The organism is Knoellia locipacati (assembly GCF_044791685.1).
Classification (GTDB): domain Bacteria; phylum Actinomycetota; class Actinomycetes; order Actinomycetales; family Dermatophilaceae; genus Knoellia; species Knoellia locipacati_A.
Map to the genome: position 1 here is coordinate 3208801 of NZ_CP087730.1, position 24402 is coordinate 3233202.

Annotated in this window: 22 protein-coding genes; 16 read left to right on the forward strand and 6 right to left on the reverse strand. The window is 71.3% G+C overall.

The window, feature by feature from the left end; genetic code table 11:
• The first annotated feature begins 25 nt into the window (after window positions 1-25).
• Complete coding sequence (gene dnaJ, locus LL946_RS15010) at window positions 26-1159, forward strand: molecular chaperone DnaJ (RefSeq protein WP_404382024.1); 1134 nt, start codon at window positions 26-28, stop codon at window positions 1157-1159.
• A gap of 111 nt (window positions 1160-1270) precedes the next feature.
• The gene (locus tag LL946_RS15015; RefSeq protein WP_404382026.1) at window positions 1271-2014 is read left to right on the forward strand and encodes a 16S rRNA (uracil(1498)-N(3))-methyltransferase; all 744 of its coding nucleotides are present in this window, start codon (window positions 1271-1273) and stop codon (window positions 2012-2014) included.
• Here LL946_RS15015 and LL946_RS15020 read toward each other — a convergent pair whose 3' ends face one another.
• Both LL946_RS15020 and LL946_RS15025 read right to left on the reverse strand, forming a co-directional pair.
• The gene (locus tag LL946_RS15020; protein ID WP_404382028.1) at window positions 2015-3100 is read right to left on the reverse strand and encodes a Gmad2 immunoglobulin-like domain-containing protein; all 1086 of its coding nucleotides are present in this window, start codon (window positions 3098-3100) and stop codon (window positions 2015-2017) included.
• Window positions 3097-3630, reverse strand: a complete 534-nt coding sequence (locus LL946_RS15025; RefSeq protein WP_404382030.1) for a SigE family RNA polymerase sigma factor — start codon at window positions 3628-3630, stop codon at window positions 3097-3099. Before LL946_RS15025 ends, LL946_RS15020 begins: the two co-directional genes overlap by 4 nt.
• A 59-nt stretch (window positions 3631-3689) precedes the next feature.
• On the opposite strand from LL946_RS15025, the gene LL946_RS15030 reads away from it, so the two are divergent.
• The 8 genes from LL946_RS15030 (at window position 3690) to LL946_RS15065 (ending at window position 11856) form a co-directional block, all read left to right on the forward strand.
• Window positions 3690-4049: a histidine triad nucleotide-binding protein gene (locus LL946_RS15030; protein ID WP_404382032.1), complete on the forward strand. Its 360-nt coding sequence runs from the start codon at window positions 3690-3692 to the stop codon at window positions 4047-4049.
• A gap of 24 nt (window positions 4050-4073) precedes the next feature.
• A complete protein-coding gene (locus LL946_RS15035; protein WP_404382034.1) occupies window positions 4074-5192 on the forward strand; it encodes a PhoH family protein in 1119 nt (372 codons plus the stop codon).
• Window positions 5189-5656, forward strand: coding sequence for an rRNA maturation RNase YbeY (ybeY, locus tag LL946_RS15040; RefSeq protein ID WP_404382036.1), 468 nt, complete (start codon window positions 5189-5191; stop codon window positions 5654-5656). Before LL946_RS15035 ends, ybeY begins: the two co-directional genes overlap by 4 nt.
• Window positions 5657-5707: 51 nt before the next feature.
• A complete protein-coding gene (locus LL946_RS15045; protein WP_404382038.1) occupies window positions 5708-7009 on the forward strand; it encodes a hemolysin family protein in 1302 nt (433 codons plus the stop codon).
• A complete protein-coding gene (gene era / locus LL946_RS15050) occupies window positions 7002-7955 on the forward strand; it encodes a GTPase Era (protein ID WP_404382040.1) in 954 nt (317 codons plus the stop codon). Before LL946_RS15045 ends, era begins: the two co-directional genes overlap by 8 nt.
• Before the next feature lie 172 nt (window positions 7956-8127).
• Window positions 8128-9957, forward strand: a complete 1830-nt coding sequence (locus LL946_RS15055; protein WP_404386921.1) for a BCCT family transporter — start codon at window positions 8128-8130, stop codon at window positions 9955-9957.
• Between the two features lie 43 nt (window positions 9958-10000).
• Entirely contained in the window at window positions 10001-11035 is a 1035-nt protein-coding gene (locus tag LL946_RS15060) for an aspartate-semialdehyde dehydrogenase (RefSeq protein ID WP_404382042.1), read from the forward strand.
• Window positions 11032-11856 (forward strand): hypothetical protein, encoded by an 825-nt coding sequence (locus LL946_RS15065; protein WP_404382044.1) that lies wholly within the window; start codon window positions 11032-11034, stop codon window positions 11854-11856. Before LL946_RS15060 ends, LL946_RS15065 begins: the two co-directional genes overlap by 4 nt.
• A 13-nt stretch (window positions 11857-11869) precedes the next feature.
• Here LL946_RS15065 and LL946_RS15070 read toward each other — a convergent pair whose 3' ends face one another.
• Window positions 11870-12766, reverse strand: coding sequence for a GNAT family N-acetyltransferase (locus LL946_RS15070; protein WP_404382046.1), 897 nt, complete (start codon window positions 12764-12766; stop codon window positions 11870-11872).
• 159 nt (window positions 12767-12925) lie between these two features.
• Here LL946_RS15070 and LL946_RS15075 point away from each other — a divergent pair, with 159 nt between their 5' ends.
• From LL946_RS15075 to leuA, 4 genes are all read left to right on the forward strand, one after another.
• Window positions 12926-13522 carry an ArsR/SmtB family transcription factor gene (locus tag LL946_RS15075; RefSeq protein ID WP_404382048.1) on the forward strand — a complete coding sequence of 199 codons (597 nt, stop codon included), beginning with the start codon at window positions 12926-12928 and terminating at the stop codon, window positions 13520-13522.
• Complete coding sequence (locus tag LL946_RS15080; protein ID WP_404382050.1) at window positions 13519-14796, forward strand: MFS transporter; 1278 nt, start codon at window positions 13519-13521, stop codon at window positions 14794-14796. The genes LL946_RS15075 and LL946_RS15080 overlap by 4 nt, the downstream gene beginning before the upstream one ends.
• A 19-nt stretch (window positions 14797-14815) precedes the next feature.
• The gene (ddaH, locus tag LL946_RS15085) at window positions 14816-15583 is read left to right on the forward strand and encodes a dimethylargininase (RefSeq protein WP_404382052.1); all 768 of its coding nucleotides are present in this window, start codon (window positions 14816-14818) and stop codon (window positions 15581-15583) included.
• Between the two features lie 250 nt (window positions 15584-15833).
• Window positions 15834-17576 carry a 2-isopropylmalate synthase gene (gene leuA / locus LL946_RS15090; protein WP_404382054.1) on the forward strand — a complete coding sequence of 581 codons (1743 nt, stop codon included), beginning with the start codon at window positions 15834-15836 and terminating at the stop codon, window positions 17574-17576.
• Between the two features lie 91 nt (window positions 17577-17667).
• Here the strand turns inward: leuA and LL946_RS15095 are convergent, their stop codons facing one another.
• The 3 genes from LL946_RS15095 to LL946_RS15105 all read right to left on the reverse strand — a co-directional run bounded on the left by LL946_RS15095 (window position 17668) and on the right by LL946_RS15105 (window position 22706).
• On the reverse strand, window positions 17668-21117 hold the full coding sequence (locus tag LL946_RS15095; protein ID WP_404382056.1) for a phosphodiester glycosidase family protein: 3450 nt from the start codon (window positions 21115-21117) through the stop codon (window positions 17668-17670).
• Between the two features lie 123 nt (window positions 21118-21240).
• Entirely contained in the window at window positions 21241-21864 is a 624-nt protein-coding gene (locus tag LL946_RS15100; RefSeq protein WP_404382058.1) for an alpha-ketoglutarate-dependent dioxygenase AlkB, read from the reverse strand.
• Window positions 21865-21977: 113 nt separating this feature from the next.
• Complete coding sequence (locus tag LL946_RS15105) at window positions 21978-22706, reverse strand: hypothetical protein (protein WP_404382060.1); 729 nt, start codon at window positions 22704-22706, stop codon at window positions 21978-21980.
• A gap of 111 nt (window positions 22707-22817) precedes the next feature.
• Here LL946_RS15105 and recO point away from each other — a divergent pair, with 111 nt between their 5' ends.
• Both recO and LL946_RS15115 read left to right on the forward strand, forming a co-directional pair.
• Window positions 22818-23543 carry a DNA repair protein RecO gene (gene recO / locus LL946_RS15110; RefSeq protein WP_404382062.1) on the forward strand — a complete coding sequence of 242 codons (726 nt, stop codon included), beginning with the start codon at window positions 22818-22820 and terminating at the stop codon, window positions 23541-23543.
• Window positions 23540-24334: an isoprenyl transferase gene (locus tag LL946_RS15115; protein ID WP_404382064.1), complete on the forward strand. Its 795-nt coding sequence runs from the start codon at window positions 23540-23542 to the stop codon at window positions 24332-24334. The genes recO and LL946_RS15115 overlap by 4 nt, the downstream gene beginning before the upstream one ends.
• The last annotated feature ends 68 nt before the right edge of the window (window positions 24335-24402 follow it).

Sequence of the window (24402 nt, forward strand, 5' to 3'; positions counted from 1 at the left end):
CCCCCAGCGAAGGACGTCCACCGAAGTGAACGACTACTACGCCGACCTCGGCGTGGCCCGTGACGCGACTGCCGACGACATCAAGAAGGCCTATCGCCGCGCGGCCCGCAAGCTCCACCCAGACGTGAACTCCGGCCCGGAGGCGGAGGAGCAGTTCAAGAAGGTCTCCCAGGCCTACGACGTGCTCTCGGACCCCGAGAAGAAGCGCAGCTACGACATGGGCGCCGACCCCTACGCCGGCGCCGGTGCGTCCGGCTTCGGGCAGGGCTTCTCGTTCAGCGACGTCATGGACGCGTTCTTCGGAGCCGGGGCAGGGCAGGCCCAGGGCCGCGGTCCGCGCTCGCGCCAGTCGCGCGGCCAGGACGCGCTCGTTCGCCTCGACCTCGACCTCGTCGACGCCGTCTTCGGGGCCGAGAACGAGCTGACGATCGACACCGCCGAGGGGTGCTCGACCTGTCACGGCGCCGGCACCCAGCCGGGCACGGGCACCCGCACCTGTGACGTGTGCCAGGGGCAGGGCCAGGTCCAGCAGATCCAGCGCAGCTTCCTCGGCCAGGTCATGACCTCGCGCCCCTGCGTCAACTGCCAGGCGACCGGCCAGGTCATCGAGGCACCCTGCTACGAGTGCTCCGGCGACGGCCGGGTCCGCACCCGTCGCACCCTGACCATCCGGGTTCCCGCCGGCGTCGACACGGGCACCCGCATCCAGCTCGCCGGCGAGGGTGAGGTCGGCCCGGGCGCGGGTCCGGCCGGCGACCTCTACGTGGAGGTGGCCGTCCGGCGCGACCAGCGCTTCCAGCGCCAGGGCGACGACCTGCACGCCACCCTCGAGCTGCCCATGACGGCGGCCGCCCTCGGCGCGTCGGTGCCGTTCGACACCTTCGACGGCGAGCAGGAGCTCGACATCCGGGCGGGCATCCAGTCCGGCGAGCAGATCCTGCTGCGCGGGCTCGGCGTGACGCACCTGCGCGGATCCGGCCGCGGCGACATCATCGTCCACGCGATGGTGGCGACCCCGACCAAGCTGAGCAACGAGCAGGAGGAGCTGCTCCGGCGCCTCGCCACCCTGCGCGGCGAGGAGAAGCCGACGGGGCGGGTGGCCAACCCCGCCGACGGCTCGATCTTCGGCAAGCTGCGCGACGCCTTCAAGACCCGCTGATCCCATGCCCGACAGCGCGACGAGTGGCAGCTGGCAGAGCTCGCTCAGCTGCTCCTTCGTCGCACACGCGTGCCGTGCCACGTGCCACTCGTCGGTCGATGGGGTGACGATGTGAGCCTCGCCCTGTACCTCGTTGCTCCCGGGGCGCTCGACTCGTCGGGCCCCGGTGACGTCGTCGTCCTCGACGGGCCGGAGGGGCGGCACGCCGCCACGGTGCGCAGGACCGGGGTGGGTGAGCAGCTGCGGCTCGCCGACGGTCGCGGGCGGGTCGTCACCGGAGTGGTGGAGTCGGTGGGGCGGGCCGAGCTGACGCTGCGGGTCGAGTCGGTCCTCGACGAGCCCGTGCCGTCACCGAGGTTCGTCCTCGTCCAGGCCCTGGCCAAGGGTGACCGCGACGACCAGGCCATCGAGGCGGCGACCGAGCTCGGTGTCGACGAGGTCGTCCCGTGGCAGGCCGGCCGAAGCATCGTGCAGTGGCGCGGCGAGCGGGGCGAGAAGGCGTGGCGCAAGTGGGACGCCGTCCTCGTCGCGGCCACCAAGCAGTCGCGGCGGGCCCGCCGCCCCGACCTCTCTCCGGTCGTGACCACCGCGGCGCTGGCCGCGCGGATCGCGACGGCCGGTGCGGCATACGTCCTCCACGAGGACGCCGACGTGCCCCTCGCGAGCCTGGACGTCCCGGCCGACGGGGACGTGCTGCTCGTCGTCGGGCCGGAGGGCGGGATCTCACCCGAGGAGCTCGAGGCGTTCCGGGACGCCGGCGCCCACGTCGTGCGGCTCGGTGACACGGTGCTGCGGTCGTCCAGCGCCGGGCCGGCCGCCCTGGCCGTCCTCAGCGCCGCGGCGCGCTGGCGCTGATCAGCGCACCGAGAACGTCACGACGCGCTCTGCCACCGTGGAGCCGTCCTCGGCCGACGACGTGAACGCCCGGAACGTCCAGGTCCCGGCCTCGAGCCGTCCGAGGTCGACGGTGAAGGTGCCACGGCTCGGCGCGCCGACCGAGGCCGTCGTGAACCCGTCGCGCACCACGGTCGCGCCCTGACGGAGCTCCCACTCGACGTTCGCCTCGAACGCCACCGCCTGTCCGCGCGCCACCACCGGTCGGGAGGCGCTGACCGAGGCACCCGGTGCCGGGGCGTCGAGCCAGATGTCGCAGAGGGCGTCGGGCGGGGTGCTCGCGCGCGTGAAGGTGCGTGACGGCTCGAGGTGGCCGAGGAGCAGGCCGGGCGTGGCGCTCCGGACCTCGACCGGGAGGTCCCCGCGACCCACGGCGGCCTGGGCCGTCCACACGAGGGACGCCACGCCGAGGGTGGCCTGCTCCGCGTCCGGTGCCTCCCGGCCGGGTCCACTGAGCGTGAGCGTGATGTCGTCGCGCGTCACCGCGAGCCGGTCCGGCTCGACGCCGGACCACAGGTCGGAGCGGCGCATCGCCTCGGCGACCGCCAGGCGGGCTCGATCCGACTCCAGGGTGCCGACGCCCGCCGGGGTGGGCCAGAACTCGCGGACGAGGCCCGGGCGGTCCTGTGTGCCGCCGTTCGTGCCGACGCGGTAGACGCCGAGCGACGACGGCGGGCTGCTCGTGGGACCGGCGGGACCGGAGGTCGTGGGCGCGTCGGACGGCGAGGGGGTGGCCGAGGTCGAGGGGCTCGCCGACGGCGCCGGAGAGGAGGTCGACGACGGGGTCGAGCTCGTCGAGGGCGGCCCGCCGGGCAGGGTCGGTCCGGGGTCGGGGCGCGAGGCCCACACCGTCCCGGCGACCACCGCGGCCGCGGCGGCGACCCCGACGCCGACCATCCAGCGGGAGCGCGACGAGGGGGCCTCGGGCTCGGACGCCTCCCGCAGGATCGCGTCGAGCCGGGACGACGGCCGGACCTCGCGTGCGCGCTCGGACAGGGCTTCGCGCAGCTCGCGCTCGGTCTGCGACTCGTCGAAGTGCGTGGTCATGGCCGTGCCTCCATCTCGGTCCGCAGGGCCGCGAGTCCGCGGTGGGCGTGGGCCTTGACCGAACCGGGGGCGATGCCGAGCGTGTCGGCGATCTGCGCCTCGCTGAGGTCGAGGTAGTAGCGAAGCACGAGCACCTCTCGTTGTCGCGCCGGGAGCCGTTGCAGGCGCCGGAACAGGTCTGCCGAGCCGGTCGAGGAGATCGCCTCGTCCTCGGCGCTCGCCACGCTCAGCCGGCGCTGGACCGGGTGGAGCGAGTCGAGGTAGCGCTGCTCGACCTTGTGGTGACGCAGCGCCGAACGTGCCCCGTTGACGACGCACTGACGCAGGTATGCCGCACCGCTGCCTTCGCGGACGTCGTTCCACTTGCGGTGGAGCGAGACGAACGCGTCCTGGGCGATCTCCTCGGCGAGCAGGTCGTCGTGGACGAAGAGCCAGGCGAGGCGGACCATGGGAGCCCAGTGGACGGCATACAGGTTCGACACGCCGTCGTCGGCGGCTGCGCGCGCGGCTGCGTCACGTCGAGAGCCCACGGGTGTCATTGTCACGTCGTGGAGACGCGCAGGAGGGCAGATCGGTTTACTGTCGCTCCATGAGCCCCGAGCCCACGGACACCGGCTGCCTGTTCTGCTCGATCGTGGCCGCAGACATCCCGGCCGACGTGGTGGGAGAGACCGAGCACAGCCTCGCGTTCCGCGACGTCAACCCGCAGGCCCCCACGCACGTCCTGGTCGTGCCGAGGCGGCACGTCGCGAACGCGGGGGAGCTGGCCGAGTCCGCTGCCGACGAGCTGGGCGACGTCGTGCTGCTCGCGCGCACGGTTGCGGACCAGGACGGGCTCGGCGGCGACTACCGGCTGGTGTTCAACACCGGTGAGGGGGCGGGGCAGAGCGTCTTCCACGCACACCTGCACCTCTTGGGCGGCCGGGCCATGAAATGGCCCCCGGGCTGAGCCGAACCGTAGACTCGTGGTGACATGACAGACGCACCGCACACGCCCACGTCCGACACACCGACGGCCCACACGCCGGTCCACACCGTCACGATCCCCGGGGACGTGTCGATGGTGAGCCTCCTCGGCCCTCGCGACGAGCTGCTCCGCACGATGGAGCGCCAGTTCCCGCTCACGGTCATCCACGTGCGCGGCAACGAGTTCCACATCTCCGGCCCCAGCGCCGAGGTCGCCCTCGTCGAGCGCGTCATCGACGAGCTGCTCGCCGTCATCGACGGTGGACAGGCCCTCAACCGGGACTCGGTGGAGCGGTCCATCGGCATGCTGCGCGCCCAGACGACCGAGCGGCCCGCCGACGTGCTGACGATGAACATCGTCTCCTCGCGGGGCCGCACGATCCGGCCCAAGACGCTGGGCCAGAAGCGCTACGTCGACGCGATCGACGAGCACACGATCACCTTCGGCATCGGTCCCGCGGGCACGGGCAAGACCTACCTCGCGATGGCCAAGGCCGTCGCGGCCCTCCAGGCCAAGCAGGTCAACCGGATCATCCTCACGCGGCCGGCCGTCGAGGCGGGGGAGCGGCTGGGCTTCCTCCCGGGCACCCTCAACGACAAGATCGACCCCTACCTGCGGCCCCTCTACGACGCCCTGCACGACATGGTCGACCCGGACTCCATCCCGCGGCTCATGGCCGCCGGGACGATCGAGGTGGCACCGCTGGCGTTCATGCGCGGGCGGTCGATCAACGACTCGTTCGTCATCCTCGACGAGGCGCAGAACACCACTCCCGAGCAGATGAAGATGTTCCTCACCCGGCTCGGTTTCGGTTCTCGGATGGTCGTCACCGGCGACGTCACGCAGGTCGACCTCCCCGGCGGGACCCAGAGCGGGCTGCGGGTCGTCCGCGAGATCCTCCAGAGCCTCGAGGACGTCCACTTCGCAGAGCTCACCGCCCAGGACGTCGTGCGCCACCGCCTCGTCGGCGAGATCGTCGACGCCTACGGCCGCTGGGACGCCCGCCACCAACCGCGCTCCGCGGGGACCCCGAAGCGACCGGCCCGCCGCCCCGCCAAGGCGACCCACGACGCCGGTGACATCGCGCCCGTCGCGCCGACCGCGACCACGGACGGTGACGCGTGAGCATCGACGTCCTCAACGAGACCGAGTTCGAGCTCGACGAGCTCGAGCTCGTCGCCTGCGCCCGCTACGTCATGGGCGAGATGAAGGTCCACCCGCAGGCCGACCTCTGCCTCCGCCTCGTCGACGAGGCCGCGATGGAGACCCTCCACGTGCAGTGGATGGACCTCCCCGGCCCGACCGACGTCATGAGCTTCCCCATGGACGAGCTGCGCCCGGGCAGGGACGGCGAGGACCTCGAGGAGGGCGTGCTCGGCGACATCGTGCTCTGCCCCAGCGTCGCCGAGAAGCAGGCCGTGACGGCCGGCCACGCGACCGAGGAGGAGCTGCTGCTCCTCACCACCCACGGCATCCTCCACCTGCTCGGCTACGACCACGCCGAGCCCGAGGAGGAGACGGAGATGTTCGAGCTGCAGCGCCAGCTCCTCCTGACCTTCCTCGCGACGAGGGGCCGGCACGGTGCCTGACCCAGCCAGACCCGGCGCCCTCACGGTGTCGGGGCCCGGGACGGGGCGGTCATGACACGCCTCGTCGTCCTCACCCTCGTCGGACTCGTCCTCTCGTTCGTCCTCTCGGCAGCCGAGGCCGCGCTGCACCGCATGTCGCGGGTACGCGCCCAGGAGCTCCTCGAGGAGGGGCGAGCAGGGGCGCAGGCGCTCGTCACCGTCGTCGGCGACAGTGCGGCATACCTGTCGGTCCTCTCCTTCGTGCGCGTCATCGCCGAGATGACCACGGCGGTCCTCGTGACCACCGCGGTCTACCGCGCGGTCGACGGCACCTGGAAGCCGTTGCTCATCGCCATCGCGATCCTCGCCGTCGTGTCGTTCGCCCTCGTGGGGGTCTCGCCGCGCACGCTCGGCGGCCAGCACGCCTCACGGGTCTCCCTCGTGGCGGCGCCGGTCGCGATCTGGCTGCGACGCCTTCTCGGGCCGCTGGCGCGCCTGCTCGTGCTGCTCGCCAACGCGATGACCCCGGGTCGTGGCTACCGTGACGGCCCGTTCGACAGCGAGTCCGAGCTGCGCGACCTCGTCGACCTGGCGGGTGAGTCCTCGCTCATCGAGGCGGGGGAGCGGCAGATGATCCACTCGGTCTTCGAGCTCGGCGACACCCTCGCCCGCGAGGTCATGGTCCCGCGCACCGACATGGTGACCATCGGCAGTGACCGCGTGGCCCGTCAGGCGATGAATCTCTTTCTCCGCAGCGGCTACTCACGCATCCCGGTGACGGGCGAGGACTCCGACGACGTGCTCGGGCTCCTCTACTTCAAGGACGTCGTGCGCCGGGTCACCGCCGACCCGGCGAGCGCCACGATCTCGGTCGCCGACCTCATGCGACCGATGCCGTTCATCCCGGAGTCCAAGCCGGTGGACGCCCTCCTGCGCGAGATGCAGCGCGACCAGACGCACTTCGCCCTCGTCGTCGACGAGTGGGGCGGCACCGCCGGTCTCGTGACGATCGAGGACATCATCGAGGAGATCGTCGGTGAGATCGCCGACGAGTACGACCGCGAGACCCCGGACCTCGAGGACCTCGGTGACGGTCGCTGGCGGGTCGACGCGACGATGGACATCGACGACCTCGCCGAGGAGCTCGGGGTGAACATCGACGAGGACGAGGTCGACACCGTCGGTGGCCTCATCGGCAAGACGATCGGCCGCGTGCCGATCCTCGGCTCCACCTGCGAGGTCGCGGGACTGCGGCTCACCGCCGAACGCATGGCGGGGCGCCGTCACCGCATCGCCACCGTGATCGTCGAGCGCGTCGCTCCGACGGGTCACGCCATGATGGAGCCAGCCGAGACCGGGAGCACCCATGACTGACGACGCCGTCGTCGAGCCCAGCACGACGAGCGAGAAGCCGTATGCCGCGGGCTTCGCCTGCCTGATCGGCCGGCCCAACGCGGGCAAGTCGACCCTGACGAACGCGCTCGTGGGCGAGAAGGTCGCCATCACGTCGAGCAAGCCACAGACGACGCGTCACACGATCCGGGGGATCGTCACCTCGCCCGCGAGCCAGCTCGTGCTCGTCGACACCCCGGGCCTGCACAAGCCGCGGACCCTGCTGGGGGAGCGGCTCAACGACCTCGTGCGCGAGACGCTGCTCGACGTCGACGTCGTCGGGTTCTGCCTCCCCTCCGACCAGCGCATCGGGCCAGGTGACCAGTACATCGCCCGCGAGCTGGTCGAGCTCCGCCAGGCGAAGCGCACGCCGGTCATCGCCATCGCGACGAAGTCGGACAAGGTCGACCGCAAACGGCTGGCCGAGCACCTCATCGCCATCGACCAGCTCGGCGAGTGGGCCGAGATCGTGCCCTGCTCGGCCACGAGGGGTGACCAGGTCGACACGGTCGCGTCCGTCCTGGCGAAGTACCTCCCGCCCTCCCCGGGGCCGCTCTATCCCGACGACGTCCTCACCGACGAGCCCGAGGTCATCATGATCGCCGAGCTCGTCCGCGAGGCCGCGCTCGAGGGCGTGCGCGACGAGCTGCCGCACTCGATCGCCGTGGTGGTCGAGGAGATGGTGCCCCGCCCGGACCGGCCCGAGGGCAAGCCGCTCATGGACGTGCGGGTCAACGTCTTCGTCGAGCGGTCCTCGCAGAAGGCGATCATCATCGGGCGAGGCGGTTCACGCCTTCGCGACGTCGGGGCCACCGCCCGCGAGGGGATCGAGAAGCTCCTAGGCCAGCGCATCCACCTCGACCTCCACGTCAAGATCGCCAAGGACTGGCAACGCGACCCCAAACAGCTACAGCGACTGGGGTTCTGAGTTCTTCGTCACGTCGTGGCCTCGCGTCCCGGTTTGCTCCTCGGCCGTCACTTCGGCATGGTGGTGCGGTTGCATTTTGACCTGAAGCAGACGGCATACGCGCCGCACACGTGACTGACAAGAACAACGAAGGAGCGGCGTTCGCGCCGAATCACCCGTGACAACCAAACTCATGAAGACCGGCCCGACCGCGCCGGGGGACGCCGCCGGAGAGCGCGACATCCTCGACGGCCCACTCCTCGAGGAGACCCCCCACCCCGCACTCGACCACGAGGTCGAGGAGCACGCGGCGGAGGACCCCCAGAAGCTCGACACCGTCGTGTTCGGCGTCACCGCCGCCATCGCGATCGGCTTCGTCCTGTGGGGCTTCGTCAGCACCGAGACCCTCGGCTCCGCCTCGGCCTCCGGCCTGGACTGGGTGGTGCACAACATGGGGTGGCTCTTCTCGCTCGTCGCATCTGGCTTCGTCGTGTTCGTCATCTGGCTCGCCGCCGGCAAGTTCGGCCGCATCCCGCTGGGGCGCGACGACGAGCAGCCCGAGTTCCGCACCATCTCGTGGATCGCGATGATGTTCTCCGCCGGCATGGGCATCGGCCTCATGTTCTACGGCGTCTCCGAGCCGGTCTCGCACTTCGTCACCCCGCCTCCGGGCACCGGCGCCGAGGGCAACCCCGAGGCCGTGCAGACCGCGATGGCCACGACGCTGTTCCACTGGACCCTGCACCCGTGGGCGATCTATGCCGTCGTCGGGCTCGCCGTCGCCTACGGCGTCTTCCGCCGGGGGCGCTCGCTGCTCATCAGCTCGGCCTTCGCGCCGCTGCTCGGTGAGCGCAGGACCGCAGGACCCGCCGGCCGCATCATCGACATCCTCGCGATCTTCGCGACGCTCTTCGGCTCGGCCGCCTCCCTCGGCCTCGGTGCCCTGCAGATCGGCTCCGGCCTCGAGATCGTCGCCGGGCTGGACCGCACCGGCAACGGCGTCCTCGTCGCGATCATCACGGTGCTCACGCTGTGCTTCATCCTGTCCGCCGTCTCGGGTGTCTCCAAGGGCATCCAGTGGCTGTCGAACACCAACATGGTGCTGGCCGTCGTGCTCGCCGTGTTCGTCTTCGTCGTCGGACCGACCGTCTTCATCCTCAACCTCGTCCCGACCGCCGTCGGCAGCTACTTCCAGGACCTCGCGATGATGTCCGCGCGCACCGACGCCGCCGGCGGAGACGCGATGCAGACCTGGCTGTCCGGCTGGACGATCTTCTACTGGGCCTGGTGGGTCTCGTGGACCCCGTTCGTCGGCATGTTCATCGCCCGAATCTCGCGTGGGCGCACCATCCGCCAGTTCGTCACCGGCGTCCTGCTCGTCCCGAGCCTCGTGTCGCTCGTGTGGTTCGCGATCTTCGGTGGCGCAGGCATCTTCACCCAGCGCAACGGGACCGACCTCGCCGGCGCGGAGACGCCCGAGGCCACGCTGTTCAGCATGCTCGAGACGATGCCGCTGTCCACGGTGACCTCGATCCTCGTCATGCTGCTCGTCGCGATCTTCTTCATCTCCGGTGCCGACGCGGCGTCGATCGTCATGGGCACGCTGTCCGAGCGCGGCACCCTCGTGCCGAGCCGGCCGACGGTGATCTTCTGGGGCGCCGCCACCGGTGCGGTCGCCGCCGTGATGCTCGTCGTCGGAGGTGCGGACGCGCTGTCCGGCCTGCAGAACATCACGATCGTCGCCGCCTTGCCGTTCGTCCTCGTCATGGTGGGCCTCGCGGTCTCGCTCGTGAAGGACCTGTCGAACGACCCGCTCGTCGTCCGGCGCGCGTATGCCGTGGCCGCGGTCGAGCAGGCCGTCGTCGCCGGCGTGACCGAGCACGGTGACGACTTCACGCTGGCGTTCGAGGAGGCGGCTCCGGGCGAAGGGGTCGGCGAACTCGTCACCCTGCCCGGCTCGACCAACGGCAAGACCCAGGCCGACGCCGAGGGGCTCGCGACGACGGCACCGCCCACGTCCTGAGCGCCTGACGCACCCGACTCGCATGGCTCCTAGACTGGGGGCCATGCGAGTCGGTGTCTTCGGAGCGACCGGTCAGGTCGGCAATGTCATGCGCGCTCTCCTCGAGGAGCGCGACTTCCCGGTCGAGCAGATGCGCTACTTCGCATCGGCCCGGTCCGCCGGGACCACCCTGCCGTGGAAGGACACGCAGGTGACGGTCGAGGACACCGCCACAGCGGACTTCAGTGGCCTCGACATCGCGCTCTTCTCCAACGGCGGCTCGACCTCCAAGGAGTGGGCGCCGCGGGTGGCCGCAGCAGGCGCCACCGTCGTCGACAACTCCTCCGCCTGGCGTCGCGACCCCGACGTGCCGCTCGTCGTGGCCGAGGTCAACCCCGAGGACCTCGACTCGATCCCCAAGGGGATCGTCGCCAACCCCAACTGCACGACGATGGCCGCGATGCCGGTCCTCAAGCCGCTCCACGACGTCGCCGGCCTCGTCCGGCTCACCGTCGCGTCCTACCAGGCCGTGTCCGGCTCGGGCGGCAAGGGCGTCCAGGAGCTCGACGGTCAGCTCCGCGGTGCGTATGCCGCAGGCTCACCTGCCGACCTCGCGCTCGACGGCCGAGCCGTCGAGGTGCCGGAGCCCAACGTGTATGCCGTGCCCGTCGGCTTCAACGTCATCCCGCTCGCCGGGTCGATCGTCGACGACGGGTCGCTGGAGACCGACGAGGAGCAGAAGCTCCGCAACGAGTCCCGCAAGATTTTGCACGTGCCCGACCTCCGGGTGTCCGGCACCTGCGTGCGGGTCCCGGTCTTCACCGGTCACTCGCTCGCGATCCACGCCGAGTTCGCCGACGACATCTCGCCCGAGCGGGCTCTCGAGCTGCTCGGCAAGGCGCCCGGTGTCGTCGTCACCGACGTGCCCAACCCGCTCGAGGCCGCCGGCCGCGACGAGGTCTATGTCGGCCGCGTCCGCGCCGACCAGTCGGCACCGGAGGGCAAGGGTCTGGTCCTCTTCGTCGTCGGCGACAACCTGCGCAAGGGGGCAGCCCTCAACGCGGTGCAGGTCGCCGAGGAGCTCCTCAAGCGTCGGTGACCGTCCAGGACACTCATGGCCGCGACCGCGGGCTGAGCCACCAGCGCCTGCGACGGGCCGCTGCAGTGCTCTCGCTGGTCGCCCTCGCCTCGGCCTGCTCGTCACCGACCGGGTCCGGCGACGACGTCGACGCGTCGCCGACGTCCCCGAGCACCGCGGCACCAGACGGGCCCACGAGTGGTGCGCGGACGGCATACAGGGTTCCGGCTTCGTGTGGTCGGCTCGCCCTCGAGCAGGGCGTCACCCTCCCCGGTGCGACGGTCGCGACCTGTTGGGGCGATGCGCTCCGGGCGCACGGCTCGGTGCGGGCCTGGACCAACGGACCGCCGGCCATGGAGGCCGAGGTCGAGCTGGAGCCGGGATCCCGGTTGCGGACGGAGGCGTCCGACGGACGGGTCGTCGTTCTCGTGGACGGCGCGTCGTACGGACTCCTCGACGGGCGCTGGGTGCGCGGCGTCCTCAACTCGGAGGTCGAGGACGAGGCGATCGTCGCGGCGACGGGGGAGTTCGCTGCGGTGACGTTCTCCCCGCAGGGGCTGGCTCAGGGCGTCGGGGAGTGCCCCGCATGGAGGGTCGCGCCGGACCGGTCAGCGCTCGCGTTGCACGACGGGACGCCAGCCTCGCGTCTGGTCCGGCTGGACTGCACCGCCGCGTTCGACACCCTCGGAGCGACGACGACCGGTGCGTCGCTGTGGGTGCAGGAGGACTGGACGCCGGTCCGACACGCCGCCACCCTCTCGGTCGGCGGGGCCAGCGCCGAGTCCGTCAAGGACCTCGCCGACCACGGCGCGACCTTCGACATCCCGACGCCGACGCCCTGACGCCGTCGACCCCTCAGAGGTCGGTCATCCAGTGCCGCCAGGTCCCCGTGACGTGCATCCCCACGTGTTCGTAGAGGCCCAGCGCGCCCGTGCGTGAGTCGGTGGACAGCTCGCTGACACTCGCTCCGTGCTCGCGGGCGCGGGCGAACGCGTCGGCGAGAAGCGCGCGGGCGAGATCCAGCCCGCGCTGGTCGGCGCGCACCGCGATCGCGTCGACGTAGCCCGTGTCAGCGGCACAGATCGTGTAGCAGACCCCGACGTCGGTGCCGGAGGCATCGGTGACGAACCGGATCTGCCACGGCTGGAAGCCCGGTCGCAGCGGCCCCCGTGGCGCCCAGTCCTCATAGCTCGACGGCTCGCGCCCGGGCCACTCGTTGAAGGCGTCCTCGATGAGCTGGAAGGCGATCCGACCGTCCTCGCCGCCACCGAACTCGCGCAGCGAATAGCCCCGGGGGAGCGGCTGCGGTTCGATCGTCACGTCGGGCGGCAGCTGGAGCACCCAGGACGTCCACCCCTCCCGGTAGCCCCGGGCCCGGAAGAAGTCCTCGGCGTTGCTGCCCCCGGGCACGGTCTGGCCGACGAGGGTCGAGCCGGTCGCCCGGGCACAGTCCAGCACCCAGTCGGCGAGCCATGTGCCGATCCCTCGTCCGCGGTACTCCGGGTGGACGCCAGCATCAGCGCGGCGCCCCTTGAACACCTCACCCGCAGCGACGAGACGGTCGCCCTCCCAGACGCCGACGCTCTGGGACGCGAGGTCGAAGCTGCTGCGCGCCCAGTCGCCCTGGATGTCCTCGACCTCGATCGCGACCTGCCCGGCGTCGACGACCTCCGTCGCTGCGACGAGGTCGCGCACCGCCTGCGCGTCCTCGAAGCTGTGGGGGCGGGTGGTCAGTCCGTCGGGGAGGGCCATGAGGGCAGAGTGCCCGACCGGTGGTCTCCCTGTCGCGCGGATTGTCGGAACCGGTGGCACGACGGCTGGTGGGAGTACGGAGATTGTGAGAGAGTTCTATCGAGAGAACACTCTCATAAAATGAACGCAGGCCGGGATGACCGGAGAGGGCGGTGGACCATGAGCAACCCGTACGGCGACGTCGAGCTCTCGCCCAGGAGCATGCGGGCCCTGGCGCACCCGGTGCGCCTCGCGATCCTCAGCCGTCTGCAGGGGCACGGACCGAGCACGGCCACGGCTCTGGCGCCCCTCGTCGGCGCGACGCCGTCGGTGACGAGCTGGCACCTGCGCCACCTCGCCGAGCACGGTCTCGTGCGCGACGCGGACGTGGAGGGCGACGGGCGCCAGCGCTGGTGGGAGGCCGTCGGGAGCGGTTTCCGTTTCACCCCGGGCGAGGGTGACCCGGCCGATGCGGCGAGCGCCCTGTCGCGGCTCATGTTCGAGCAGGCGGGGCCGCTGCCGGGGGCGTGGGCGCGCGACACGGAGCCACTGCTCGAGCCTGAGTGGCGCCGGTCCGCCGGGCTGTCGAACACGACGATCCTCGCGACGGCCGACGAGCTCGCCGAGGTGGAGGCCGCCATCGAGTCGGTGCTCGCGCCCTTCGTGCTCCGCAAGGGCCGGCAGGCGCCGGGCGAGGGGCAACGACGGGTGCGGCTGCTGCGCTACGTCCTCCCGGCCGGACCGGAGTCCGAGGTCGACGAAGGGCCCGAGGCGTGAGGACACCGTCGACCCGATCTCCGTTGTGGCGGGACCGGCGGTTCGCGACCTACTGGGCCGGGCAGGGCATCTCGCAGCTCGGCGACCGCATCACCGAGCTCGCGCTGCCGTTCATCGCGGTGACGACGCTGCACGCGAGTGCGCCCACGGTCGGGCTGCTCACGGCGGCCGTCTGGGCGCCGAACATCCTCTCCCTCCTCGTGGGCACCTGGGTCGACCACCGTCCGCGCAAGCGCCGCCTGCTCGTCCTCGCCGACCTGCTCCGGGCTGCCGTCCTGCTCAGCCTGCCCGTCGCGCACTGGGTCGGTGCGGTCACGCTCGGCCAGCTCTTCGTCGTCGCGCTGCTCGCGGGCTTGGGGCAGGTGCTCTACCAGACGGCATACCCAAGCTTCTTCGTCTCGCTCGTGCGCCGTGACCAGTACGTCGAGGCCAACGGACTGCTCAGCTCCACGCGGTCGATCTCGTTCGTCGGCGGTCCCGCCCTCGCGGGCGGGCTCATCCAGGTGCTCACCGCGCCGCTCGCCCTGCTCGTCGACGTGGTGTCGTTCCTTGTCTCGGCGGTGCTCATCGGCCGGGTCGCGGTCGAGGAGCGACCGGTCGAGAAGAGCGCCGACCCGGTGCTGCGCCGCGCCCGTGAGGGGATGAGGCTGGTGCTGCGTCACCGCTACCTCCGGGCGTCGCTGGCGTGCGTCTCGACGATCAACTTCTTCAACTTCGTCGTGGCCGCGCTGCTCATCCTCTTCGCGAGCCGGGAGCTGGGGCTGTCGGCCGCGGCCATCGGACTCGCGCTCGGCATCGGCGCCACCGGCGGCCTGCTCGGGGCAGTGCTCGCCGGTCGCGTCACCCGACGCCTGGGCGTCGGACGGACGATCTGCGTCGGGGCCGTGCTCTTCACCGCGCCGTTCGCGCTGCTGCCGCTGGCCGCGGGGCCGCTGTGGCTGCGGATGGGGGTCCTCGGCCTGGTCGAGTTCATCTCGGGGTTCGGGGTGATGCTCCTCGACGTGCCGCTCAACGCCCTGCAGACGGCGGTGACGCCCGATGCCCTCCGGAGCAGGGTGGTCGGCGCGTTCTCGACCATCAACTACGGGATCCGGCCGGTGGGCGCCGTCCTCGGGGGCCTGCTCGGCGAGTGGATCGGCATCGGCCCGACCATGGTCGTCGCCGCCGTCGGCGGGACGCTGTCGGTCCTGTGGCTCTTGGGGTCTCCGATCCCGGGTACGCGCACCATCGAGGAGCTCGACCGTGTCCCGGACCTCTCGACGCGGGCTGCCTGACGAGTCGTAGGGTCGGCGGGTGACTCGCCGCACCGCCCTCGTCCGCCGTCCCGGTCCGCGCCTCGCCGACGGGCTCGTCACCCATCTCGAGAAGTCGGTCATCAACCTCGACCTCGCGATGCAGCAGTGGGAGGCGTATGCCGCCTGCCTGCGGTCCGCGGGCTGGGAGACCGTCGAGGTCCCTGCCGCCGACGACTGCCCCGACGCGGTGTTCATCGAGGACGCGGTCGTCGTGGCCGGCGACCTCGCCGTGCTCACCAATCCCGGTGCGGCAGAGCGCCAGCCGGAGGTCACCGACGTCGAGGGCATCGTGCGCGACCTCGGCTACCGCGTCGCGCGGATCACCGACCCGGGCACGCTCGACGGGGGAGACGTGCTCAAGGTGGGCGACACGGCATACGTCGGGCTGGGAGGGCGCACCAACGGCGCCGGCATCCAGCAGCTCGCCGACCACCTCGCGTCGGTGGGCCTGCGCACCCAGGCGGTCACCGTCGAGCGGGCCCTGCACCTCAAGTCCGCCGTCACGGCGCTTCCCGACGGGACGGTCATCGGCTGGGACCCGGTGGTCGACTGGCCCGGCGCCTTCCCGGCCTACGAGGGGATGCCCGAGGAGGGCGGCGCCCACGTCGTCCTGCTCGACGACACCACCCTGCTCATGGCGGCCAGCGCGCCGCGAACGGCCGAGCTGCTGCGGGGCCGGGGGCACGACGTCGTCACCGTCGACATCAGCGAGTTCGAGAAGCTCGAGGGCTGCGTCACCTGCCTGTCGGTCCGCTGCCGCGGCTGACGTCGTGGCCCTCCTTGCGTCCGGCACGATGACGCCCTGGCCACCACGGTGACGGACGTCAAGAAAGTGGCGGGTGACCAGAGTGCGGACCGGAGGGCGACGTGGAGGCGGGCGGACGGCATACTCGGTCTCGTGCGTTCCACGCGGCTCCTCCTTCTCTGCCGCGACGAGGCCTAGACTCGGCCCTCCTCGTCGCGGAGCTCGCTGTGCCCGGCTGAGCACACCGACGAGACATGAGTAGAGGCGCAAGATGATCCACCCCCAGCAGACCTCCGGGATGCCGGCGACGAAGTACGTCCCCTTCCAGAAGCAGATCGAGGTCGACCTCCCCGACCGGACCTGGCCCGACCAGGTCATGAGCAAGGCCCCGCGCTGGTGCGCGGTTGACCTGCGCGACGGGAACCAGGCGCTCATCGACCCGATGGACTCCGAACGCAAGATGCGGATGTTCAAGCTGCTCGTGCGGATGGGCTACAAGGAGATCGAGGTCGGCTTCCCGAGCGCGAGCCAGACCGACTTCGACTTCTGCCGCGAGCTCGTCGAGGGCGGCCACATCCCCGACGACGTGACGATCCAGGTGCTCACCCCGTGCCGCGACCACCTCGTGGAGCGGACTTTCGATGCCATCCGCGGCAGCAAGCAGGCCATCGTCCACTTCTACAACTCCACCTCGGTGCTGCAGCGTCGCGTCGTCTTCGACCTGCCCGAGGAGGGGATCATCGACATCGCCCTGCAGGGTGCGCGCCTGTGCAAGAAGCTCGAGGAGACGATCCCCGAGACGACGGTCTACTACGAGTACTCGCCGGAGTCCTACACCGGCACCGAGCTCGAGTTCGCCGTCCGGGTCTGCAACGAGGTCATCGCCGTCATCGACCCGACGCCGGACCACAAGATGATCGTCAACCTCCCGGCAACGGTGGAGATGGCCACGCCCAACGTCTACGCCGACTCGATCGAGTGGATGATCCGCCACCTCGACCGTCGTGAGTCCGTCGTCGTCAGCCTGCACCCGCACAACGACCGCGGTGAGGGCGTGGCGGCTGCCGAGCTCGGCTACCTCGCCGGCGCGGACCGGATCGAGGGGTGCCTGTTCGGCAACGGTGAGCGCACCGGCAACGTCTGCCTCGTCACCCTCGGGATGAACCTCTACAGCCAGGGCATCGACCCGCAGGTCGACTTCTCCGACATGGCCGAGATCCGGCGCACCGTCGAGTACTGCAACCAGCTGCCCGTGCACGAGCGGCACCCGTGGGGCGGCGACCTCGTCTACACGGCCTTCTCCGGCTCGCACCAGGACGCCATCAAGAAGGGCCTCGACGACATGGAGCGCCGGGCGAAGGCGGCAGGCAAGGACATTGACGGGATCGACTGGGGCGTGCCGTACCTGCCCATCGACCCGCACGACATCGGCCGGTCCTACGAGGCGGTCGTCCGCGTCAACAGCCAGTCCGGCAAGGGTGGTTCGGCCTACCTGCTCAAGTCCGAGCACGGCCTCGACCTGCCCCGCCGGCTCCAGGTGGAGTTCAGCCAGGTCGTCCAGCGTCGCGCTGACGAGCACGGCGGCGAGATCACGGCCAAGGAGCTGTGGAAGATCTTCCGCGACGAGTACCTCCCGGCCAAGCCGGGCAAGCGCAACGAGTGGGGCCGGTTCACCCCGGTGAGCCACACCCTCGTCAGCGCCGGTGACGGGCGCGACCACATCACGGCGGTCATGCTCGACCACGGCCAGGAGATCACCGTCGACGGCTTCGGCAACGGGCCGATCGCGGCGTTCATCGACGCGCTCGGGACGCTCGACGTGGACGTGCGGGTGCTCGACTACTCCGAGCACGCCCTGTCGTCCGGTGGGGACGCCAAGGCGGCGGCCTACGTCGAGTGCGCCGTCGGCGACCGCGTCCTGTGGGGCGTCGGCATGCACTCCTCGATCGTGCGTGCCTCGCTCACCGCCGTGCTCTCCGCGGTCAACCGCGCCGAGCGCGACGAAGCCGCCTGACTGCAGCCCCTGCGGCGCGGACGTCGTGGATCGTCCCGGTATGCAACCGGGACGATCCACGCTTTCCGCGTCGGGTAGCGCGCCAGTCGGGTCAGCTGACGGGCACTGTGACCGTGCGGCTGACTCCGTTCACGGTCACGGTGAGCGATCCGGTGCCGGGGCGCAGCCCGGTGAGCCTCCCCGTCGCAGGGTCGTAGGCCGCGACCGCGCTGCCGGGTGCGTTGCCGCCGGACCCGATGTGCACCGCTGACCCGCTCCACGTCGCGCTGACCGGGTAGGCGAGGGGGAAGGTCCTCGTGCCCTGGGTCAGGGAGGTCGATACCGACCCCGTCGAGCCGGCGGCGACCGGCGGGGCCGAGACCGAGAGCTCGTCGACGTGGGGCCGGATCTGGACCCGGGCCCACGGGTGGGGTCCGGGCCCGGCCGGGTCGGTGCGGAAGAGCTGGGGCGCCGGCGTGTGCGGCGCTTCGGGGTCGATGCGGACCGTCGTCCACCCGGAGAACCCGCCCTCGCCCGGTGAGGTCGACGGGGCCTTGCCCGAGTTGCCGTTGACGACGTAGGGGACCGAGTCGACCCGGCCCGCGGAGAACGCGCCCACGTGTCCGCCCACGAAGAGCGCTCCCTTGCCGGTGCGCATCCGGAAGTCGGAGAGCCACCGCTCGACCGTCTCGGCCTCGACGCGATCGGTCATCTGCGAGCCCTTGACCGGGCTCGGGTCGCGCGGCGGGTGGTGCCAGCCGACGACGACTCCGTGCACCGTGTCGTCACCCTCGGCGTCGTCGAGCGCGGACCGCAGCATCTGCCACTGGTCGAAGCCGCCGCCGCGCAGGGAGCCCGTCGACGAGTCGAGCAGGACGAACCGTGCGCCCTTGTGCACGAAGCTGTGGTGGGTCTGGCCGAACACGGCGCTGAAGTTACTCGTCGAGCCCGGGCCGTAGATCTCGTGGTTGCCGGGGAGGTAGTACCACCGCAAGCCCTTGGCCGTGAGCTCCTCGTCGATGACCTTCTTGGCCAGGGCGAAGTCGGCCGGATAGCCGGTGTCGACGAGGTCGCCCGTGATGACGACGAAGTCCGGTCGGCTCGCCACCACCTCACGCATCGTGCGGCGCACGGCGGGCACCAAGGACTGGTTGTCGGCGGTGAACTGGCCGTCGGACATCACGGCATAGGTGAACTGCTCGCCGGAGGTGCTCAGGGCCGTGTGCTGTTGGACGACGGGATCCCGGACGACCGGTGCCGCCGGGGGCACGACAGGCGGAGCCGTCTTGACGGTCAGGTCGTCGAACACGACGGCGCCGGTGTAGGAGCGGGCGGCGCCGGTCTCGATCGTCGCAACGAAGTTGAGGGTGATCGGCCCCGGCAGCGTCTGCGGGACCGGCACCTCCATGTACTTCCAGCCTGTCCACGTGATGTAGGGCCCGTAGAGCGAGGCGGCCTTGCCCGAGCCGTCGCTGATGCCGAACGAGGTCCAGGCGCCCTTGCCGTCGCCGAGCACCCAGACGCCGAGGGCGAGGGGCTGGCCCTGGGTGATGGTGATCGGTGTCGGCGGGCGCGCGTAGCCGACGCGGGTCGCGGTCGACTTCGTGAAGTCGTAGCTCATCCGCAGGCCCGTGCCGCCCTCACGTCCCGGCGCCGGCTCGACGGCCCCGGCCGCTCGGGCATGGGTGAAGCGCCACGAGGCGGCGTCGTCGAAGGTGCTGAGCACGGTGCTGACCGAGCCGATCGCGACCGGTACGTGGGTGACGACCCCGCGAGCGGTCGCCTTGACCACCAGCGCGCCCGAGGTGACGCCTGGCCTGGCCCGGACGGTGAAGTCGACACCGCTGCGCGTGATCTCCACGAGGGAGGTGTCGTGCTCGAGGGTCACGTCGGTGGCCTCGAGCGGGGTCTCGAAGCCGTGTGCGTCGGAACCGACGATCCGGAAGGCCCCGGGATCGGCAGCGTCGAGGATCGAGACCTTGTCGACGCTCGGGCGAAGCCGCTGGAGCGGGCCGAGCACGGTGAGGTCGAGGTCCTCCTTGACGCCACCGAGCTGGGCGGTCGCGACGACCGCGCCGGGAGCCGCGGCGCGCAGGAGTCCGCTGGGCGCCACGGTCGCCCCATTCGTCGCGCGGTATGCCGGCGTGGCATCCACCGGGGCGTAGGTCTCGTCGTGCCCCAGGCCGGCGAGCTGGCGGGTGAGCCCGGGAAAGACGCGGAGCAGGTGGGTGCTCTCCTCGTCGGACGCCGTGACGAGGCGAAGACCCCTGACCTCGCCGGTCCCGGCCTCGGCGAAGAGCCCGATGCCGTCGGGCACGGGTCGCAGACCCCCGTCGGACGGCTGGTTCTCGACGTCGAGGTCGGCCTCGCCGGCCTCTCGGGCCAGCATCGTCGAGGAGCCACCGCCGTCGAGGTTGATGGCGGTGTGCGCACCGACCTCCTTGAGGAAGGCGCCGGTCTCGGCGTAGGTCATGCCGCGCGAGTCCGCCATGCGCCCGTCGACGGTGAGCAGGAACATCGTCGAGCCGTCCTCGTCGAAGCCCACGGCGGTCCGTGGGTGGATGGCCTTGTCGCCCTGAGGCAGCACGGCGCCGTTCTCGAGCAGCATCGTGTTGCCGGAGATCGCCATGGCGAGGTTGGCGCCGTCGTTGCGCAGCGAGTAGTCGACCGAGACCGTGTCGCCCACGGCGAGCGAGGCGAGCCGGTCGGCCCCGGCACCGCGGCCGACGATGGCGAGCTGGGTGGTGTCGAGCTGGCCCTCTCCGGCAGAGGTTGCCACCGCCTCGACGACGCCGTCGCGCACGAGCACCTCGCGGACCTTGGTGGCCCCACCGGTGACGCGCGAGCGGCTGTAGGAGCCCCACAGCGGGGTGAAGGCGGTGACTCCATCGGCCGGGATCGCGGACTGGTTGAGGCCGTCGAGCTTCGTGTTCCCGGCAGCCCATGTGGCCGTGCCCTCGAGGAACATCGAGCTGATCCGGCCCAGGCCGTCGGCGCCGACGCCGACTGCGCGCTGGTGGCCGGGGTTCGGGCCCTTGACGACGGTGCCGTCGAGCTTCTTGGCCCCGCCCTGAGGTGCGTTGGAGTTGTTGATGTCGAAGTAGTCGCCGTTGACCGCGGCCACGGCGCGACGCGGGTCCACCTGCTCGGTGAGCGGCTTCGCCGACGCAACCTTGCCCGCGTTGACGTAGTCGGGCTTGACCGACCCGGCGGCGAGGTCGACCTTGAGCAGGTCTCCTCGCATGAAGCCGCCGGCGTCGAGCCACTCGAACGAGCGCAGCGACACGGCGGGCGCGACCGGCCTCGTGACGTCGCTGAGCCAGAGCCGGTCGTCGGTCTGGACTGCGGTCGGCGCCAGGACGCGTGGCTCCCGCAGGTCCGAGCTGCCGGCAGCGACTCGACCGGCGGCCGGGTCGAACCCGGTGATGACCGGTGCTGCGTCGTCGGTGTCGGGACCGACCGGGGCCGCCAGTGCCGTCGGCGACGCCATCAGCAAGGGCACCGCGAGCATGACACCGACGGCGGCGCGCCGACCGCGGGCGAGCAGCAAGGAGAAGGTCATGCCCCCGATCCCACACTGCCCCGATGTCGTGGTAACAATCTTTCGGTTAACCCCAAGAGAACGTGACTTGTTCACACGACGAGGATGGCACGACCCGGTCGGGTGCGCTCGTCGAACGACGGCTCAGCGGATGCCGCGTGGCCGGAACTGGATCGAGATCCGCGGGCCGACGGGCTTGCTCGTCTTGGGGATGGCGTGGTCCCACGTGCGCTGGCACGAGCCACCCATGACGACGAGGTCGCCGTGCCCGAGCGAGAATCCGATCGACGACCCGCCGCCTCGCGGTCGGAGCATGAGCGAACGCGCCGAGCCCACCGACAGGATCGCGACCATCGTGTCGATGTCGCGCGCCCTACCGATGCGGTCGCCGTGCCACGCGACCGAGTCGCGACCATCACGGTAGAGGCACATCCCGGCGGACACGAACGGCTCACCCAGCTCACCGGCATACCTGTGGGACAACGCTTCTCGTGCCTCGGCAAGGGCCGGATGGGGGAGAGGCTCGCCCTCCTCGTAGAACTTCAGGAGGCGCGGCACGTCGACGACGCGTTCGTACATCTCGCGTCGCTCGGCCTTCCACGGCACGTCGTGATGGAGGGCGTCGAAGAGCAGGTCGGCACCGGTCAGCCATGCCGGCTGGTAGTCGACCCAGGCGCCCCGCGACAGGTGCGTGCGCACCGGAGCCACGGCGCCGAGCTCGATGGCGTCGCCGGTGTCGAAGAGCGAGTGCTGCAGGACCGCGTCCATGCGACCGAGGCTAGCGCAGATCGAACACCTGTTCTAGTCCCGGTGGCCGGCGCGTGTCGACTCGGGAGTCAGCTCGTGCGATCCGTGGACCGTCCCTGACGGACACGGGAGGACTACCCGTCGTCTGGCGTGGCGCGCTCCCTCCGAGGCGTGTATGCCGTCCGCGCCCCGCTCCTCGCCGCAGCGTCGCCGCTGTCCCGCGTGCGGAGCAGACGGACGAAGAGGACCAGGAGGCACACCCAGAACGCCGCGTAGGGGAAGAACCACACCGACCCGGTCCAGAAGAACCTCGCCACGACGAACCCGGCCGCCACCGCCACGGCGAGCCAACCGGTCCAGCGCGGGAGGACGCCGGTCTCGAGCGTGACCCATCCGCACGCCAGCGCGAAGCTCGCGAGTGCCAGCCAGACGTTCGCGAAGGAGACGTTCCCGGAGTCGTAGGCGAAGTGCAGCAGACCCGGGTCGAGCTCACGGCCGTGCAGTCCGGCGACGGACCAGCCCACGTTGCCCACCATGGTCGCCGCAAAGACACCCACCGAGAGGACGGCGATCGTGGCCCGCCACGCAGGATCACCCTCGGCTCGCCGCACGATGAGGGCGACCCCGACGAGCGACCACGCCAGGGCGAGCGAGCCGATGACCGTGGTCGCCGCCGCGGCCTGGGCCCACGAGGCATCCGACACCTGACCGAAGAACTCGACGACCTCCCGTTCGGGCGCGTGGAGCGCAGGCTCTCCCAAGGTCGACAGGGCGATGATCGGCACGAAGAGCAGGACGGTGCCGACCAGCCCGGACGCGCCCGTCCAGCGCCCGAGACGCGACCAACGCTGCTCCGCGTTCATGCTCCGGAGCGTAGGGGCGCGACCCGGACCCGACCATGCCCCGACCGGGCCCGCCCGGGTGGTGACGGCACGGCATACGGGGAATGTCGGAGGGGCGGGGGACAATGGAGTGTGCCGCTCTACCGTGACCAGGGGATCGTGCTGCGCACCCACAAGCTGGGTGAGGCAGACCGCATCATCACCGTGCTCACGCGCAGCATGGGCAAGGTGCGCACCGTCGGCAAGGGCGTGCGGCGCACGAAGTCCCGCTTCGGGGCCCGGCTCGAGCCGGGGATGCTCGTCGACCTCCAGTGCTACGAGGGCCGCAACCTCGACACGGTCACCCAGGCCGAGACGCTCGAGTCGTGGGGCGACGTCTGCGCCCGTGACTACGACGCGTGGACCGCGGCCAACGCCGTGCTCGAGACGTGCGACCGGCTCACCGAGGAGCGCGAGCCGGCCCTCCAGCAGTTCCTCCTCGTCACCGGTGCCTTGCGCTCGCTCGCCGGCAAGGAGCACGACCCCAACCTCGTCCTCGACGCCTACCTCCTGCGGGCGCTCGCCGTCGCGGGCTGGGCGCCGAGCTTCCACGACTGCGCGAAGTGCGGGTCGGAGGGGCCGCACCGCGCCTTCCACGTCGTGTCCGGTGGTGCCGTCTGCTCCGTATGCCGTCCGCCCGGCTCGTCCGCGCCCGCGCCGGAGACGCTCCGCCTCCTCGCGGCGCTGCTCGCGGGCGACTGGATGATCGCCGATGCCTCCGACCGGCGTCACCGCCGTGAGGGCAGCGGCCTGACGACGGCGTTCCTCCAGTGGCACCTCGAACGCGGGGTGCGCTCGCTCCGTATGGTGGAGCGGTGACGAGCCGTCCCTTCCCGCACTCGAGCGGAGCCCAGCCTCCCGCAGTCCCGGCGCAGCAGGTCCCCGGTCACGTGGCCATCGTCATGGACGGCAACGGTCGGTGGGCCAACCAGCGCGGGCTGCCCCGGACCAAGGGCCACGAGGCCGGTGAGGGTGCGCTGCTCGACGTCGTCGCAGGCGCGGTCGAGGTGGGCGTGACCCACCTGTCCGCCTACGCGTTCTCGACCGAGAACTGGCGCCGCTCGCCCGAGGAGGTCCGCTTCCTCATGGGCTTCAACCGCGACGTCATCCGCCGGCGTCGCGACCAGCTGCACGAGTGGGGCGTGCGGATGCGGTGGGTCGGCCGACGGCCGCGCCTCTGGAGCTCGGTCATCAAGGAGCTCGAGGTCGCCCAGGAGCTCACCCAGCACAACACCGGTCTCACCCTCTACTTCTGCGTCAACTACGGCGGTCGGGCCGAGCTCGGCGACGCCGCCCGGGCGATGGCCGAGGACGTCGTGCGAGGGCGCCTCAAGCCCAAGAACGTCGACGACCGGACGCTGGCCCGCTACCTCCCGGAGCCCGACATGCCCGACGTCGACCTCTTCGTGAGGTCATCGGGGGAGCAGCGCACGAGCAACTTCCTGCTCTGGCAGAGCGCCTACGCCGAGATGGTCTTCCTCGACACGCTGTGGCCGGACTTCGACCGGCGCGACCTGTGGCGGGCGATCGAGATCTACGCCGACCGCGACCGTCGCTACGGCGGAGCCGTCGACCTCTCGGAGTCGCCCGCGCAGCCCTCGGCCGAGTAGCCGCGGGAGCCCCGTCGGGTCGAGGTAGCACGGCACGCCGCTCTCGGCGGATCTGTGCGGAGGGTCCC